General features: G+C 67.9%; 12 protein-coding genes. 8 read left to right on the top strand and 4 right to left on the bottom strand.

Translation table 11 applies throughout. The features are described from left to right. Positions 1–140: 140 nt before the first annotated feature. The 4 genes from lysS to BT264_RS13420 all read right to left on the bottom strand — a co-directional run bounded on the left by lysS (position 141) and on the right by BT264_RS13420 (position 5,784). Positions 141–1,667 carry a lysine--tRNA ligase gene (gene lysS / locus BT264_RS13435; RefSeq protein WP_072437001.1) on the bottom strand — a complete coding sequence of 509 codons (1,527 nt, stop codon included), beginning with the start codon at positions 1,665–1,667 and terminating at the stop codon, positions 141–143. Positions 1,668–1,750: 83 nt separating this feature from the next. Continuing rightward, a protein-coding gene (prfB, locus tag BT264_RS13430) for a peptide chain release factor 2 (protein ID WP_110281339.1) occupies positions 1,751–2,855 on the bottom strand; the annotation gives its coding sequence in 2 pieces (ribosomal slippage) (positions 1,751–2,773 and positions 2,775–2,855; 1,104 coding nt in all). 152 nt (positions 2,856–3,007) lie between these two features. Further along, positions 3,008–4,705 carry a single-stranded-DNA-specific exonuclease RecJ gene (recJ, locus tag BT264_RS13425; RefSeq protein ID WP_047898487.1) on the bottom strand — a complete coding sequence of 566 codons (1,698 nt, stop codon included), beginning with the start codon at positions 4,703–4,705 and terminating at the stop codon, positions 3,008–3,010. Between the two features lie 14 nt (positions 4,706–4,719). Continuing rightward, entirely contained in the window at positions 4,720–5,784 is a 1,065-nt protein-coding gene (locus BT264_RS13420; protein WP_110281342.1) for a regulator, read from the bottom strand. 162 nt (positions 5,785–5,946) lie between these two features. Here BT264_RS13420 and BT264_RS13415 point away from each other — a divergent pair, with 162 nt between their 5' ends. The 8 genes from BT264_RS13415 to eno all read left to right on the top strand — a co-directional run bounded on the left by BT264_RS13415 (position 5,947) and on the right by eno (position 16,408). After that, the gene (locus BT264_RS13415) at positions 5,947–7,200 is read left to right on the top strand and encodes a lipoprotein-releasing ABC transporter permease subunit (RefSeq protein ID WP_034183566.1); all 1,254 of its coding nucleotides are present in this window, start codon (positions 5,947–5,949) and stop codon (positions 7,198–7,200) included. Further along, on the top strand, positions 7,193–7,951 hold the full coding sequence (gene lolD, locus BT264_RS13410) for a lipoprotein-releasing ABC transporter ATP-binding protein LolD (RefSeq protein WP_371287048.1): 759 nt from the start codon (positions 7,193–7,195) through the stop codon (positions 7,949–7,951). Before BT264_RS13415 ends, lolD begins: the two co-directional genes overlap by 8 nt. 66 nt (positions 7,952–8,017) lie before the next feature. Continuing rightward, positions 8,018–8,806 (top strand): TatD family hydrolase, encoded by a 789-nt coding sequence (locus tag BT264_RS13405; protein WP_072437003.1) that lies wholly within the window; start codon positions 8,018–8,020, stop codon positions 8,804–8,806. 57 nt (positions 8,807–8,863) lie between these two features. After that, on the top strand, positions 8,864–11,347 hold the full coding sequence (locus BT264_RS13400; RefSeq protein ID WP_072437004.1) for a DNA internalization-related competence protein ComEC/Rec2: 2,484 nt from the start codon (positions 8,864–8,866) through the stop codon (positions 11,345–11,347). 136 nt (positions 11,348–11,483) lie between these two features. Then, positions 11,484–12,329: an alpha/beta fold hydrolase gene (locus BT264_RS13395; protein ID WP_072437005.1), complete on the top strand. Its 846-nt coding sequence runs from the start codon at positions 11,484–11,486 to the stop codon at positions 12,327–12,329. A gap of 179 nt (positions 12,330–12,508) precedes the next feature. Then, positions 12,509–14,167 carry a CTP synthase gene (locus BT264_RS13390; RefSeq protein WP_034183570.1) on the top strand — a complete coding sequence of 553 codons (1,659 nt, stop codon included), beginning with the start codon at positions 12,509–12,511 and terminating at the stop codon, positions 14,165–14,167. Next, a complete protein-coding gene (gene kdsA / locus BT264_RS13385; protein ID WP_072437006.1) occupies positions 14,164–15,018 on the top strand; it encodes a 3-deoxy-8-phosphooctulonate synthase in 855 nt (284 codons plus the stop codon). Before BT264_RS13390 ends, kdsA begins: the two co-directional genes overlap by 4 nt. A 106-nt stretch (positions 15,019–15,124) precedes the next feature. Further along, positions 15,125–16,408: a phosphopyruvate hydratase gene (eno, locus tag BT264_RS13380; RefSeq protein ID WP_011352544.1), complete on the top strand. Its 1,284-nt coding sequence runs from the start codon at positions 15,125–15,127 to the stop codon at positions 16,406–16,408. The last annotated feature ends 79 nt before the right edge of the window (positions 16,409–16,487 follow it).

The raw sequence follows: 16,487 nt of genomic DNA, 5'->3' as shown, positions 1-16,487 counted from the left end.
ACCCGGGGCAGGCCGTCGCGACGAGGGAATAAAACGGGGGAGGATCGAAGGCCGGCGGACGCCGGCTGGCGGGATTTACGCGTCGTTACAAAGCTGATGCGTGCGCGCCGCAGGGCGCGGCGCACACGCGGGCGCGGCCGTCAGTCTTCGCGGCGCAGATGGGGGAACAGCAGCACGTCGCGGATCGTCGGGCTGTCGGTCAGCAGCATCACGAGGCGGTCGATGCCGATCCCGCAGCCGCCGGTCGGAGGCATCCCGTATTCGAGCGCGCGGATGTAGTCGGCGTCGAAGAACATCGCTTCCTCGTCGCCCGCATCCTTCTGCTCGACCTGCTTCTTGAAGCGCGCGGCCTGGTCTTCAGGGTCGTTCAGCTCCGAGAAGCCGTTCGCGATCTCGCGGCCGGTCATGAACAGCTCGAAACGCTCGGTGATGCCCGGCACCGTATCCGATGCGCGTGCGAGCGGCGACACCTCGACCGGGTAGTCGATGATGAACGTCGGTTCCCAGAGCTGCGCTTCGGCCGTTTCCTCGAACAGCGCGAGCTGCAGTGCGCCGATGCCCGCGTTCAGGAACGCCGGCTGCTTGACGTCGACGCCGAAGCGCTTCAGTTCGGTGCGCAGGTACGCGTCGTCCGACAGCTGGCCGTCGGTGTACTGCGGCGCGTACTTCTGGATCGCCTGCGTGATCGTCAGGCGATGGAACGGCTTCGCGAGGTCGAGCTCGCGGCCCTGGTACTGGATCGTCGCGGTGCCGAGCGCGTCGATCGCCGCCTGGCGGATCAGCTGCTCGGTGAAGTCCATCAGCCAGCGGTAGTCGGTGTACGCGGCGTAGAACTCCATCATCGTGAATTCCGGGTTGTGACGCGGCGACACGCCTTCATTCCGGAAATTGCGGTTGATTTCGAACACGCGCTCGAAGCCGCCGACGATCAGGCGCTTCAGGTACAGCTCCGGCGCGATGCGCAGGAACATCTGCATGTCGAGCGCATTGTGATGCGTGACGAACGGCTTCGCGGCCGCGCCGCCCGGGATCGGGTGCAGCATCGGCGTCTCGACTTCCATGAAGTCGGCCGAATCCATGAACTTGCGGATCGACGCGATCGTCCTGGTGCGTGCGCGGAACGTGTCGCGCGTTTCCGGCGTGACGATCAGGTCGACATAGCGCTGGCGGTAGCGCATTTCCTGGTCGGAGAGGCCGTGGAACTTGTCCGGCAGCGGACGCAGCGCCTTCGACAGCAGGCGCAGCTCCTTGCACTGGACCGACAGCTCGCCCTTGTTGGTGCGGAACAGCACGCCGCGCGCGGCGACGATGTCGCCGAGGTCCCACTTCTTGAACGCGTCGTAGGTTTCCGCGCCGACGTCGTTCGGCGTCACGAAGAACTGGATCTGGCCCGACCCGTCCTGCACCGTCGCGAAGCTCGCCTTGCCCATCACGCGCTTGAGCATCATGCGGCCGGCGACCGATACCTCGACCGGGTTCGCTTCGAGCGCGGCCTTGTCCGAGTCGGCGAATTTCACCTGCAGATCGGCCGCGTGGTGCGTCGGCCGGAAATCGTTCGGGTAGGCGACGCCTTGCTCGCGCAAGGCGCGCAGCTTCTCGCGGCGCTCGGAGATGATCTGGTTTTCGTCCGCTGCGACGGCGGGCTGCGTTTGGGTCGGTTCGGTCATGATGGTCGGAATTCGGAGTGGGTGCGGCAACGCAAACGGGCAGGGCAAGGGCGGCGCGACCTGGCCAGGCCGCGCCGCGACGCTTACACGCCCTGTTTGAGGCTCGCGCTGATGAAGTCGTCGAGATCGCCGTCGAGCACCGCGCGGGTGTTGCTCATTTCGACGTTCGTGCGCAAATCCTTCACGCGGCTCTGGTCGAGCACGTACGAGCGGATCTGGTGGCCCCAGCCCACGTCGGTCTTGCTCGATTCGAGCTTGTCCTGCTCGGCCTGGCGCTTGCGCATCTCGACTTCGTACAGGCGCGACTTCAGCATCGCCATCGCTTCCGCGCGGTTGCGGTGCTGCGAGCGGTCGTTCTGGCACTGCACGACGATGCCGGTCGGCATGTGCGTGATCCGCACGGCCGAGTCGGTCTTGTTGATGTGCTGGCCGCCGGCGCCCGAGGCGCGGTACGTGTCGATGCGCAGGTCGGCCGGGTTGATCTCGACTTCGATCGAGTCGTCGATTTCCGGATACACGAACACCGACGAGAACGACGTGTGGCGGCCGCCCGACGAATCGAACGGCGACTTGCGCACGAGACGGTGGATGCCCGTTTCGGTACGCAGGAAGCCGTATGCGTATTCGCCCGAGACCTTGACCGTCGCGTTCTTGATGCCGGCGACGTCGCCGTCGGACTCTTCGAGCACTTCGGCCTTGAAGCCCTTGCGTTCGCAGTAGCGCAGGTACTGGCGCAGCAGCATCGACGCCCAGTCGCACGCCTCGGTGCCGCCGGCGCCGGCCTGGATGTCGATGAAGCAGTTGTTCGGGTCGGCCGGGTTCGAGAACATCCGGCGGAACTCGATGTCGCCAACGCGTGCCTCGAGCTTCGCGGCGTCGTCTTCCGATGCGACGAGCGTGTCCTCGTCGCCTTCCTCGCGGGCCAGCTCGAACAGGTCGAGCGCGTCGCGCAGGTCGCTATCGAGCGCCGTCAGCGTCGTGACGACGCCTTCGAGCAGCTTCTTCTCGCGGCCGAGTGCCTGGGCGTTCTTCGAATCGTTCCAGACGTTCGGATCTTCGAGTTCCTTGTTGACTTCGATCAGACGCGCAGCTTTGGCGTCGTAGTCAAAGATACCCCCGGAGCTCGCCCGCGCGGTTGCGCAGGTCGAGCAGGGAGCTTTCGATCGCGTTGAGACGTTCCGCTTCCATGATCGTTCGCTTTTCTTGCTTCGTAAAAAAGCGGAATTATAGCCGATCGGCAGGGTTGCCCGGTGACGCGAACGGTGCTCGCACGCGTGCCGCGGCCCCGTCCGGTGCGGCGTGCATGCATCGGCGGGCATCGCGGGCCGGGCGGCCCGCGCTCAGCCGGCCGCGTGTTCGACGATCAACTGGACGCGCGTGACGCCGTTCCACGTGTCGGCGACGAGGCGATACGCGATCAGCGCGCTCGCCGGCAGCGGCTCGGTGTGGTTGAACCAGATCGCGTTGAAGCGCTGGCGGCCGCGTGCAAGCTGCAGCTTCAGGTGTTTTTCCTTCACGAGCGATTGCGACACGACGTCGAATTCGCCCGAGAAAAGCGGGGCCGGAAAACCTTGCCCCCAGACGGCTTCGTCGAGCAGCCCGACGAACTGCGGTGTGAAGTAAGCGTCCTCGAGTTCGCCGTCGGTCTCGATCACGCGGGCGAGCGCGTCGTCGGACAGCCATTCGCGTGCGACGGCCTCGAACGCGGCCGCGAAGCGCGGCACGTTCTCGGTATCGAGCGTGAGGCCGGCCGCCATTGCATGGCCGCCGAACGCGACGATCAGGTCCGGTTCGCGTTTCGACACGAGGTCGAGCGCGTCGCGCAGGTGGAAGCCGGCGATCGACCGGCCCGATCCCTTGACCCGCTTGCCTTCGTCGTCCGCGTGCGCGAACGTGAACGACGGGCGGTGGAATTTTTCCTTGAGCCGCCCGGCGACGATGCCGATCACGCCCTGGTGCCATTCGGGGTTGAACAGCGTGATCGTGCACGCGTCGGCCGGGTCGACGTCGGCGAGATCGGCGAGCGCCTGCTGCTGCATGCCGGCCTCGATCTCGCGGCGCTCGCGGTTCATCACGTCGAGCTGCTGCGCCAGATCCCACGCGCGGCCGATGTCGTCGGTGATCAGGCATTCGATGCCGAGCGACATGTCGGACAGCCGCCCCGCGGCGTTGAGCCGCGGACCGAGGCCGAAGCCGAGGTCGAAGCCCGACGCGGTGCGTGCTTCGCGCGCGGCGGCGCGGAACAGCGCGGCGATGCCCGGCTGCATGCGGCCGTTGCGGATGCGCTGCAGCCCCTGCGCGACGAGCACGCGGTTGTTGCCGTCGAGCCGCACGACGTCGGCGACGGTGCCGAGCGCGACGAGGTCGAGCAGGCCGTCGAGACGCGGCTCGGCTTCCTTGCTCGCGAATGCACCGCGGCGGCGCAGCTCGGCGCGCAGCGCGAGCAGCACGTAGAACATCACGCCGACGCCGGCGATGTGCTTGCTCGGGAACGCGCAGCCGGGCTGGTTCGGGTTGACGATCGCGCGGGCGGCGGGCAGCGCGTCGCCGGGCAGGTGGTGGTCGGTGACGAGCACGTCGATGCCGCGCGCGTTCGCGGCTTCGACGCCCGCGACGCTCGCGATCCCGTTGTCGACGGTGATCAGCAGGTCGGGCTTGCGCGCGGCCGCGAGCTCGACGATCTCGGGCGTGAGGCCGTAGCCGTATTCGAAGCGGTTCGGCACCAGGTAGTCGATCTGCGCGCCGAACATCCGCAGGCCGCGCACCGCGACCGCGCAGGCGGTCGCGCCGTCGCAGTCGTAGTCGGCGACGACGAGCAGGCGTCGTTTGTCGGCGATCGCGTCGGCGAGCAGCGACGCCGCGTCGGCGCAGCCCTTCAGTTCGGTAGGCGGGACGAGGCGCGCGAGCGCGGTCTCGATGTCGGTCGGGGACTGCACGCCGCGCGACGCGTACAGGCGCGCGAGGACGGGATGCAGGCCGTGGCGCGCGAGCACTTCGGCGTCGGCGGGCGCGACGGGGCGGGTAACGATCCGGGTCATTCGGGGTCTGCTTGTTATTCGAACAGGGAGGCGAGCGCACGGCGGCGCCAGAACTTGCGCAGGTCGCCGCGCGTCGCGTGCAGCGTCACGGAGCTCGTATCGCCGCACAGCGTGAATTCGACGCTGGCGAGCGCGCCGTTTTGCAGCGCGGCGAGCACCGGCGCGAACCAGTCGCGCTCGAGCGCGGCGAGCCCGTCGTGCCAGCGCGCCCAGTCCTGTTCGATGAATGGGGTGGTCAACGCGGGGAGTTCGACGAGCGTCGCGCCGTCGCCGGCGGGCAGCGCGCCGAACGAGGCGGGTGGGGGGCCGGCTTCGGCTTGCGCGGCGCGCGCGAGGCCGAGCGCGGCGGGCGATGCGGACAGCACGCGCGCGAACGGCTTGCCGACCGGCTTCAGCGTGCCCTGCGCATGGAACCAGATCGAGTTGACGGCCGGCAGGCCGCGCGCCTCGCGGGCTTCGTTGACCGGGTGCTGGAACCACGCCATCTGCACTTCGTTCTGCAGTTTCATCCACATCCGCGAGCGTTCGCCCGTGTGTGCCTCGTGCGGCAGCCAGATCTCGATGTTGCGGCCGCTTGCGCGCAGCGGCGCGGCGCCGGCGAGCCGTGCGAGCTGTTCGCTCGACAGGTACCAGCGCGCGGGGTTCGGCGCTTCGAGCCGTACGCCGAGCTCCTCGATCAGCGGCCGCGCGACCGCGAGCAGCGCGGCCGCGTCGCCGTCGTCGAGCGCGAGCGCCGCCGGATCGACGAGCACCAGGTGATCGTGCGCGATTTCGACGTGCACGGGCTCGACGCATGCCCATGCTTGCGCGCCGGGTTCGCCGCCGTCCGCCAGCAACATGTAGGGCGCGAGCGGCGCCTCGTCCGCGGCGTTGCCCTGGGTCGCGCCGAACTGGCGGGCCAGCCAGCGCTCGTGCGGCAGCGTGCGCTGGAAGTCCTCGCCGGCCACGCGCTCGACGAGGCTCGCACGGGCGAGCAACTTTTCGAGCGCGGGGCTGTCCAGCGTGTGCAGGGACGAGGCCGCATCGGCCGCCGACGGCAGCGCGAACGGAACGAGAAAATGGAGGCGTCGGTCGTGCATGATGGTGCGCATTGTATGGCAAACTGCGCGCGTGATCGGGCCGGCAGACGGCCCGTTCGCGTCCGGCGGCCGTTTTTCGACCGCGCCCGGGCCGGTGGCCGCCGCCGGGCGGCGGTCCGGCCGCGGGGCGCCTTCCCGCCGTAACCAGTAGAAAGGATTCGCTTGAAACTTCCGTACGAATGGCAGATCGGCTGGCGTTATACGCGCGCCGGCAAACGCACGACCGGCAACGGCTTCATTTCCTTCATCGCCCTCGTGTCGATGCTCGGGATCGCGCTTGGCGTCGCGGCGCTGATCGTCGTGCTGTCGGTGATGAACGGCTTCCAGAAGGAGGTGCGCGACCGCATGCTGTCGGTGCTCGCGCACGTCGAGGTGTTCTCGCCGACGGGCTCGATGCCCGACTGGCAACTGACCGCGCAGGAAGCGCGCCGCAATCCGTCGGTGGTCGGCGCGGCGCCGTACGTCGACGCGCAGGCGCTGCTCACGCGCCAGGACGCGGTGAGCGGCGTGATGCTGCGCGGCGTCGAGCCGACGCTCGAGCCGCAGGTATCCGACATCGGCAAGGACATGAAGGCCGGGCAGCTCGGTGCGCTCGTGCCGGGCCAGTTCGGCATCGTGCTCGGCGACGCGCTCGCCGGCAACCTCGGCGTGACGGTCGGCGACAAGGTCACGCTGGTCGCGCCCGAAGGCTCGATCACGCCGGCCGGCATGATGCCGCGCCTGAAGCAGTTCACGGTCGTCGGCGTGTTCGAGTCGGGCCACTACGAATACGACAGCACGCTCGCGATGATCAACATCCGCGATGCCGAGGCATTGTTCCGGATGGCTGCGCCGACCGGCGTGCGGCTGCGGCTGACGGACATGCAGAAGGCGCCGCAGGTTGCGGTCGAGCTGTCGCATACGCTGTCGGGCAGCCTGTACATCCGCGACTGGACACAGCAGAACAAGACGTGGTTCTCGGCCGTGCAGATCGAGAAACGGATGATGTTCATCATCCTGACGCTGATCATTGCGGTGGCCGCGTTCAACCTCGTGTCGTCGCTCGTGATGACCGTGACCAACAAGCAGGCCGACATCGCGATCCTGCGCACGCTCGGCGCGCAGCCGGGGTCGATCATGAAGATCTTCGTCGTGCAGGGCGTGACGATCGGCTTCGTCGGCACGGCGTCGGGCGTCGCGCTCGGCTGCCTGATCGCGTGGAGCATCCCTTGGCTGATCCCGATGATCGAGCACCTGTTCGGTGTGCAGTTCCTGCCGCCGTCCGTGTACTTCATCAGCGAGCTGCCGTCCGAACTCGTCGCGAGCGACGTGATCCGGATCGGCCTGATCGCGTTCGCGCTGTCGGCCGTCGCGACGCTCTATCCGAGCTGGCGCGGCGCGAAGGTGAAGCCGGCGGAGGCGCTCCGCTATGAATGACCGCGCAACCGCATTCGCGGATTCAGAACAACACAACAGACAGGATTCGGCAGGTATGCAGGAATACGTGCTTCAGGCGCGCGGGATCACGAAGGCGTTCGTGCAGGGCGGCTTCAACGTGCAGGTGCTCAACAATACCGAGCTGACGGTGCGGCGCGGCGAGAAGCTCGCGGTCGTCGGCGCGTCGGGTTCCGGCAAGAGCACGCTGCTGCATGTGCTGGGCGGGCTCGACGAACCGAGCGCAGGCGAAGTGTCGCTGCTCGGCAAGCCGTTTACGCAACTCGCCGAGCGCGAGCGCAACGAATTGCGCAACCGCGCGCTCGGCTTCGTCTACCAGTTCCATCACCTGCTGCCCGAGTTCACCGCGCTCGACAACGTCGCGATGCCGCTGCGCATCCGCCGGATGACGACCGAGGACGCGCGCGCGCAGGCCCAGGCGATGCTCGAACGCGTCGGTCTCGGCCCGCGTGCGAAGCACCGGCCGGGCGAACTGTCGGGCGGTGAGCGGCAGCGTGTCGCGATCGCGCGCGCGCTGGTCACGAAGCCCGCGTGCGTGCTCGCCGACGAGCCGACCGGCAACCTCGACGGCACGACGGCAGACACGGTGTTCAACCTGATGCTCGAACTGTCCGAGACGCTCGAAACGAGCTTCGTGATCGTCACGCACGATCCCGATCTCGCCGCGCGCTGCGACCGCATCATGCGGCTGCGCGACGGCGTGCTGCACGAGGAGCCGGCGCTGCCGGTGTAAGCGAACGCCCCTGGCCGGGCCGCCGGGTTCGTCCCGGCGCGGCGCGAGGGGTACAGGAATGCCGTCATGTGGATCGATACGCACTGCCATCTCGATGCCGCCGAGTTCGACGCCGACCGTGACGCGGTCGCGCAGGCGGCACGCGCGGCCGGCGTGTCGCGCATCGTGATCCCGAGCATCGGGCGCGACAACTTCACGACGGTGCGCGAACTTGCGCAGCGCACGCCGGGTGCCGTCTATGCGCTTGGCATCCATCCGATGTATACGCCGCACGCGCGCGACGAGGATCTCGACCGGCTGCGCATGGAGATCGAAGCGAGCCTCGACGATCCGCGCTTCGTCGCGATCGGCGAGATCGGCCTCGACTATTTCGTGCCGGGACTCGACGAAGACCGGCAGCAGTTCTTCTACCAGGGGCAGCTGAAGCTGGCGCGCGAATTCGACCTGCCCGTGCTGTGCCACGTGCGCAAGTCGCAGGACCGCGTGCTCGCGGGGCTGCGCCGCTTCGGCGTGCGGCGCGGTATCGCGCATGCATTCAACGGCAGTTTTCAGCAGGCCGAAGCGTATCTCGCGCAGGGGCTGCATCTCGGCTTCGGCGGCAACGTGACATTCACGCGCGCGTTGCAGATCCGCCGGCTCGCCACGGAATTGCCGCTCGACGCGATCGTCGTCGAGACGGATGCGCCCGACATCGCGCCCGAATGGGCGTACAGATCCCGCAACACGCCCGACCAGGTGCCGCGCATCGGCGACGTGCTCGCCGAACTGCGCGGTCTCGACGCCAGTTCACTCGGCCTATCCACTTCGGCTAACGCGCTCGCCGCGCTGCCGCGACTCGCGCTTTCGTCCGCATAATCGTTGCCGGAAAGCGCCGCATTCGCAATGGCGGCGCCAGGTCGACGAGGAGGCGCGATGCGCGTGTGGTGGATCGCGTTCGCGCTCGGCGTCGTCGTGCTGCAGCGGCAGGCGGCGTTGCCGGGCGCGATCGCATGGGCGGCCGGTGCGGCCGTGTTTGCCGGTTGCGCGGCGCTGGGAGCGTGGTGCATGCGCCGCCGGCGCACGCGCACGATCGTCGTGCTCGGATGGATGCCGTGCGCATTCGCGGCCTGCGCGGCGGGGTTCGGTTACGCGGCGGCACGGGCCGAGTGGCGGCTGCACGACAGCTTGCCCGTCGACTGGGAAGGGCGCGACATCGTCGTCACCGGCGTGGTCCGGGGGCTGCCCGTCGTCGACGAGACGGGCGCGCGGCTGCTGCTCGCGGTCGAGTCGAACGATGCGGGGCTGGCCCGTTTTCCGCCATTGGTCCGGCTGTCGTGGCGCGCGTATGGCGCGTCCGCGACACGCGATCCGCTTCCCGAGCTGCGTGCCGCGCAGCGCTGGCGCTTCGTCGCGCGCCTGAAGCGCCCGCACGCCGAGGCCAATGCCGGCGTGCGCGACAGCGAGGCGGCGTGGCTCGCCGCAGGCATTCGCGCGATCGGTTACGTCAGCGCGCCGCGGCGGTCGGTATTGCTCGATGCGCACGCGTCGGGTTGGCGTGCATCGATCGATCGGCTGCGCGATGCGCTGCGGGCACGCATCGGCGCGACGCTCGGTGTCGACGCCGGCCATCGCGGCATCGTCGCCGCGCTCGCGATCGGCGACCAGTCCGGCATCGGCGACGACGACTGGCGCGTGCTGCGCAACACGGGTACGAGCCATCTGGTCGCGATCTCCGGCCTGCACGTCGGGCTTGTCGGCGCGATCGCGGGCGGGCTCGTGTCGATGGTCTGGCGCCGCCTGCGCTGGCGTGCGCGGGCCGCGACGCTCGTGTTGCCGGCTCCGTATGCGGCATCTCTTGCCGCGCTGGCGACCGCGGCCGGCTATGCGGCGCTCGCCGGTTTCAACGTGCCGGCGCAGCGTGCGTGGTGGATGATCGCGGCCGGCGGCATCGCGTATCTGGCCGGGCGCAGCGTGCCGACGTCGGCGGTGCTGTGCGCGGCGCTCGGCAGCGTGCTGCTCGCCGATCCGTGGGCCGTGCTGTCTGCCGGGTTCTGGCTGTCGTTCGGGGCGGTCGCCGTTATTCTGCTGACCGTTGCGGGTTGGCGCGCGGCGCGTGAGGTCGACGAGCAAGGCGAGGAGGGCAGTGACACGGCCGGCCTGTCGAGCCGGTTGCGCGCGTGGGGTACGCGCGCCGTGCGCCGTATCGCCGAGGCCACGCGCGTGCAGTATGCGGTGACGATCGGTCTCGCACCGCTGACGGCGGCGTGGTTCGCGCAGATTTCGCTGTCGGGCCCATTCGGTAATGCGTTCGCGATTCCCTGGGTGAGCACGGTCGTGACGCCGATCGTGCTGGCCGGCATCGCGTTGCCCGCGCCGCTCGATGCGTATGCGTTCCGGCTTGCGCATGCGGTGCTCGAACCGATGATGACGCTGCTCGGGCACCTCGCCGACTGGCCGGCCGGCGTGTTCTGGCTGCGCATGCCCGACTGGCCCGTGCTGGCGCTTGCGTGCGTGGGTGTCGCATGGGCGCTGATGCCGCGCGGCTGGCCGTTGCGCTGGGCGGCGCCGCTCACGTGGCTGCCGCTCGTCGCGCCGGCACCCGATGCGCCGCCGCCGGGCGGCTTCCGGCTGACCGTGCTCGACGTCGGGCAGGGCGCGTCGGTGCTGGTGGAGACTGCGCGCCGAACCTTGCTGTTCGATGCCGGGCCGGGCGCGGAGTCGACGCATGCCGGTGCGCGGATCGTCGCGCCGGCGTTGCGCTCGCGCGGCATCGCGGTGATCGATTCGCTCGTGCTCAGTCACGCGGACGCCGATCACGCGGGCGGCGCGCCGGCCGTCTATGCGGCAGCCGACGTGCGCCAGCTGCTGGCCGGCATTCCGTCGAAGAACCGGCTATGGCGCGACGCGACGGCCGCCGGCGTCGCCGACCGGCTGCCGTGCGCGGCCGGGCAGCGCTGGACCTGGGACGGCGTCGTCTTCACGATGCTCTGGCCATCGGGCGGCCCGGACACGGGCGCGTCGAACGGGCAATCGTGCGTGCTGCGGATCGACGCGGGCAGCACGTCCGCGCTGCTGACGGGCGACATCGAAGCACGCGCCGAACGCCAGCTCGTGGACGCCGCGCGCGACGCGCTGGCCGCTCAGATCCTGGTCGTTCCGCACCACGGCAGCCGCACGTCGTCGGTCGAGCCTTTCCTCGACTCGGTCGGGCCGCGCGTCGCGGTATTTCCTGTAGGCTATCGCAATCGGTTCGGACATCCGCACCGGACCGTCCTCGCGCGCTACGAGGCACGCGGGATTCCGCTGCCGCGCACCGATCGCGACGGCGCCGTACGGTTCGACGTCGCGCCGGCCGACGGTGGGTTTGCATTCGAGCGCTATCGCGATGTACGGCGACGGTACTGGATGGACCGTTGAGCGGGGCGACGGCCGGTTCATAAAGAATGCATAGGCTCGCGCAAAGTGCGGAAGCACGGGCCCGGCAGAACGCGAAGCACGGGACGGGAGTAAGTGCTGAAGTACATACTCCCGTCGACAAAGGAGACATCGGCGTTTGAAGGACATCCTCCACTTCTCGCATGCGAACGGCTTTCCGGCGTCGACGTACCGGACGATCTTCGCCGAGCTGGCCGACGACTACGAGCTGCGCTACATCGAGCGGATCGGCCACGACCGCCGCTACCCGGTGACGCGCGACTGGCCGCATCTCGTCGAGCAACTGCTCGACGACATCGGCAGCCGCTACGAGCGTCCGGTCTGGCTCGTCGGCCATTCGCTCGGCGGCTACCTGTCGCTGATGGCCGCGCTGAAGAAGCCGCAATGGGTGCGCGGCGTCGTGATGATCGATTCGCCGATCATCGCGGGCTGGCGTGCGGGCGCGTTGCGCGCGAGCCAGTGGGCGGGGCTCGACGAGCGGCTGTCGCCGGCCGCCGCGACCCGCAACCGGCGCACGCACTGGGTGAGCCGCGACGAAGTCTGGCGGCATTTCCGCGAGAAGCCCGCGTTCGCGCGCTGGGACGAACGGATGCTGGCCGACTACATCGACTACGGCATTCCGCAGGCCGGTGCCGACGGCGAGCGTGCGCTCGCGTTCGACCGGCAGGTCGAATACCTGATCTATCGGACGCTGCCGCACACGCTCGGCCCGCGGCTCGCGCACGGCGCGCCGGTGCCGATCGGTTTTCTCGCCGGCACGCGTTCGCGCGAGGTGCGGCAGGTCGGGCTCGACGCGACGCGCCGGGCGGCGCGCGGCCGCGTCGAATGGCTCGAGGGCAGCCACCTGTTCCCGATGGAGCGGCCGCTCGAGACCGCCCGTGCATTGCAGCGGATGCTGAATTCGCTGAAGGCGGAAGAGGGCGGTGTGTCGCAGGGCGGCGCCCCGCTCGCGAAGCGCGCCTGACGCTCCGTCCGGCGGTCCGGCATGCGCCGCGGCGGGTGCGGCCGCGCCGACCGGCCGGCCGGTGCGCCCCCGGCGCACGGTTGGCGCGGGTCCGCCCGAAAGGGCGCGATCATCGCGTCAGTTGCTGAGAAAAGGGCGGGCTTTACGGTATAATCCGTTTTTCCCGCGAGCATCCAGCGATGACCAAATATGTTTTCGTCACCGGCGGCGTAGTTTCTTCCCTTGGCAAGGGTATTGCCGCCGCTTCCCTCGCCGCGATCCTCGAATCGCGCGGTCTGAAAGTCACCCTCCTCAAACTCGATCCCTACATCAACGTCGACCCCGGCACGATGAGCCCGTTCCAGCACGGCGAAGTGTTTGTGACGGAAGACGGAGCGGAGACGGACCTCGACCTCGGCCACTATGAGCGCTTCATCAGCACGAAGATGCGCAAGGCCAACAACTTCACGACCGGCCAGATCTACGAATCGGTGATCCGCAAGGAACGCCGCGGCGACTATCTCGGCAAGACCGTGCAGGTCATTCCGCACATCACGAACGAAATCCAGGCGTTCATCGAGCGCGGGGCGGCATCGGCCACCTGCGGCGAGCCGGATGTCGCGATCGTCGAGATCGGCGGCACGGTCGGCGACATCGAGTCGCTGCCGTTCCTTGAAGCCGCGCGCCAGATGAGCCTGCGCCTCGGCCGCAACAGCGCGTGCTTCGTGCACCTGACGCTGGTGCCGTACGTCGCGACGGCCGGCGAGCTGAAGACGAAGCCGACCCAGCACAGCGTGCAGAAGCTGCGCGAGATCGGCATCCTGCCGCACGTGCTGCTGTGCCGCGCGGATCGCCGCATCCCCGACGACGAATCGAAGAAGATCTCGATGTTCTCGAACGTGCCGGAAGACGCCGTGATCTCGGTGTGGGACGCCGACAGCATCTACAAGATTCCGCAGATGCTGCACGACCAGGGCCTCGACAAGATCATCTGCGACGAGCTGAAGCTGACGCCGCACGATGCCGACCTGAGCATGTGGTCGGAGCTCGTCGAGAAGCTGGAGAACCCGAAGCACGAAGTGACGATCGGCATGGTCGGCAAGTACGTCGACCTGACCGAATCGTACAAGTCGCTGATCGAGGCGCTGCGTCACGCGTCGCTGCACACGTCGACCAAGGTCAACATCGAGTACATCGACTCGGAAGAGATCGAGACGAACGGCGTCGACAGCCTGAAGCACCTCGACGCGGTGCTGGTCCCGGGCGGTTTCGGCCGTCGCGGCACCGAAGGCAAGATCGCGGCGATCCGCTATGCGCGCGAGGCGAAGGTGCCTTATCTCGGCATCTGCCTCGGCATGCAGCTCGCGGTGATCGAGTTCGCGCGCGACGTCGTCGGCCTGAAGCAGGCGAACAGCACGGAATTCGATCCGGACACGCCGGAACGCGTGGTCGCGCTGATCACCGAGTGGTACGACCGCGACGGCAAGGTCGAGACGCGCACCGAGGAATCCGATCTCGGCGGCACGATGCGCCTCGGCTCGCAGCGCTGCCCGATCAAGCCCGGCACGATGGCGGAAGAAATCTACGGCAAGGACGTGAACGAGCGTCATCGCCACCGTTATGAAGTCAATAACCGCTTCGTGCCCCAGCTCGAAAGCGGCGGCCTTATCATCAGCGCGCGTACCCCGAGCGAGGATCTGCCGGAAATGATGGAGCTGCCGCGCTCGATGCACCCGTGGTTCGTCGGCGTCCAGTTCCACCCGGAATTCACGTCCACGCCGCGTGACGGTCATCCTCTCTTCAAGTCGTTCGTCGAAGCCGCGCTCGCCAACAAGCAAGCGCGCGGAGTGAAAGCATGAAGCTGTGCGATTTCGAGGTTGGTCTCGACAAGCCTTTCTTCCTGATCGCGGGTACCTGCGTCGTCGAATCGGAGCAAATGACGATCGACACGGCGGGCCGCCTGAAGGATATCTGCGCGAAGCTGAACGTTCCGTTCATCTACAAGTCGTCCTACGACAAGGCGAACCGCAGCTCGGGCAAGTCGTTTCGCGGCCTCGGAATGGACGAGGGCCTGCGGATCCTGTCCGAGGTGAAGCGTCAGCTCGGCCTGCCGGTGTTGACCGACGTGCATTCGATCGACGAGATCGAGCAGGTCGCGTCGGTCGTCGACGTGCTGCAGACGCCCGCGTTCCTGTGCCGCCAGACCGATTTCATCCACGCATGCGCGCGCTCGGGCAAGCCGGTCAACATCAAGAAGGGCCAGTTCCTCGCGCCGCACGACATGAAGAACGTGATCGACAAGGCGCGCGACGCGGCACGTGAAGCGGGGCTGTCGGAAGATCGCTTCATGGCGTGCGAACGCGGCGTCTCGTTCGGCTACAACAATCTCGTGTCGGACATGCGTTCGCTCGCGATCATGCGCGAAACGAACGCGCCCGTCGTATTCGACGCGACCCACTCGGTGCAACTGCCGGGCGGGCAGGGCACGAGCTCGGGCGGCCAGCGCGAATTCGTGCCGGTGCTCGCGCGTGCCGCGGTCGCGACGGGCGTCGCGGGCCTCTTCATGGAAACGCACCCGAATCCGGCCGAGGCGAAGTCGGACGGCCCGAACGCGGTGCCGCTGAACCGGATGGGCGCGCTGCTGGAGACGCTCGTCACGCTCGACCAGGCGGTGAAGCGCAACCCGTTCCTGGAAAACGATTTCAATTAAAGATCGAATGAACCTTGCGACGGCTTCGCGCGTCAGTAGCGAAAGCGGTGCCGGCACGCACGCCGTCGCAGTTTGAAGAATCCATCGTCATTCTCAGAGGAAACCCATGAGTGCAATCGTAGATATCATCGGCCGCGAGATTCTGGATTCGCGCGGCAACCCCACCGTCGAATGCGACGTGCTGCTCGAATCGGGCACGATGGGCCGCGCGGCGGTGCCGTCGGGCGCGTCCACGGGCTCGCGTGAAGCGATCGAACTGCGCGACGGCGAAGCCGGCCGCTACAACGGCAAGGGCGTGCTGAAGGCAGTCGAGCACATCAACACCGAAATCTCCGAAGCCATCATGGGCCTCGACGCGTCGGAACAGGCGTTCCTCGACAAGACGCTGCTCGAGCTGGACGGCACCGACAACAAGTCGCGCCTCGGCGCGAACGCGATGCTGGCCGTGTCGATGGCCGTCGCGAAGGCTGCCGCCGAAGAGGCAGGCCTGCCGCTGTACCGCTATTTCGGCGGTTCGGGCGCGATGCAGCTGCCGGTGCCGATGATGAACATCGTCAACGGCGGCGCGCACGCGAACAACAGCCTCGACATCCAGGAATTCATGATCGTCCCGGTCAGCCAGCCGACGTTCCGTGAAGCCCTGCGTTGCGGCGCGGAAGTGTTCCACGCGCTGAAGAAGATCCTGAGCGACCGCGGCATGAGCACGGCAGTCGGCGACGAAGGCGGCTTCGCGCCGAACTTCGGCAGCAACGACGAGTGCCTGTCGACGATCCTGCAGGCGATCGAGAAGGCCGGCTACCGCGCGGGCGAGGACGTGCTGCTTGCGCTCGACTGCGCGGCATCCGAGTTCTACCACGACGGCAAGTACCAGCTCGCGGGCGAAGGCCTGCAACTGTCGTCGGCCGAATTCACCGACTACCTCGCGACGCTCGCCGACAAGTTCCCGATCGTGTCGATCGAGGACGGCATGCACGAAAGCGACTGGGAAGGCTGGAAGCTGCTGACCGACCGCCTCGGCAAGAAGGTGCAGCTCGTCGGCGACGACCTGTTCGTCACGAACACGCGCATCCTGAAGGAAGGCATCGAGAAGGGCATCGCGAACTCGATCCTCATCAAGATCAACCAGATTGGTACGCTGACCGAAACGTTCGCGGCGATCGAAATGGCGAAGCGCGCGGGCTACACGGCCGTGATCTCGCACCGCTCGGGCGAAACGGAAGATTCGACGATCGCGGACATCGCGGTCGGCCTGAACGCCGGTCAGATCAAGACGGGTTCGCTGTCGCGCAGCGACCGCATCTCGAAGTACAACCAGCTGCTGCGCATCGAGGAAGATCTCGGCGACATCGCGAGCTACCCGGGTAAATCGGCTTTCTATAACCTGCGCTAACGCGCTAATATCGGGTTCGTCATATCGACGCCGCTCTGTGCACGTGCGCGGAGCGGCGCTTCTTATATCTGCGTCTCTT

The organism is Burkholderia sp. NFPP32, from assembly GCF_900119325.1.
GTDB lineage: Bacteria > Pseudomonadota > Gammaproteobacteria > Burkholderiales > Burkholderiaceae > Burkholderia > Burkholderia pyrrocinia_C.
The sequence above is the reverse complement of the archived record's forward strand: the minus strand, read 5'-3'. Positions and strand labels throughout refer to the sequence as shown.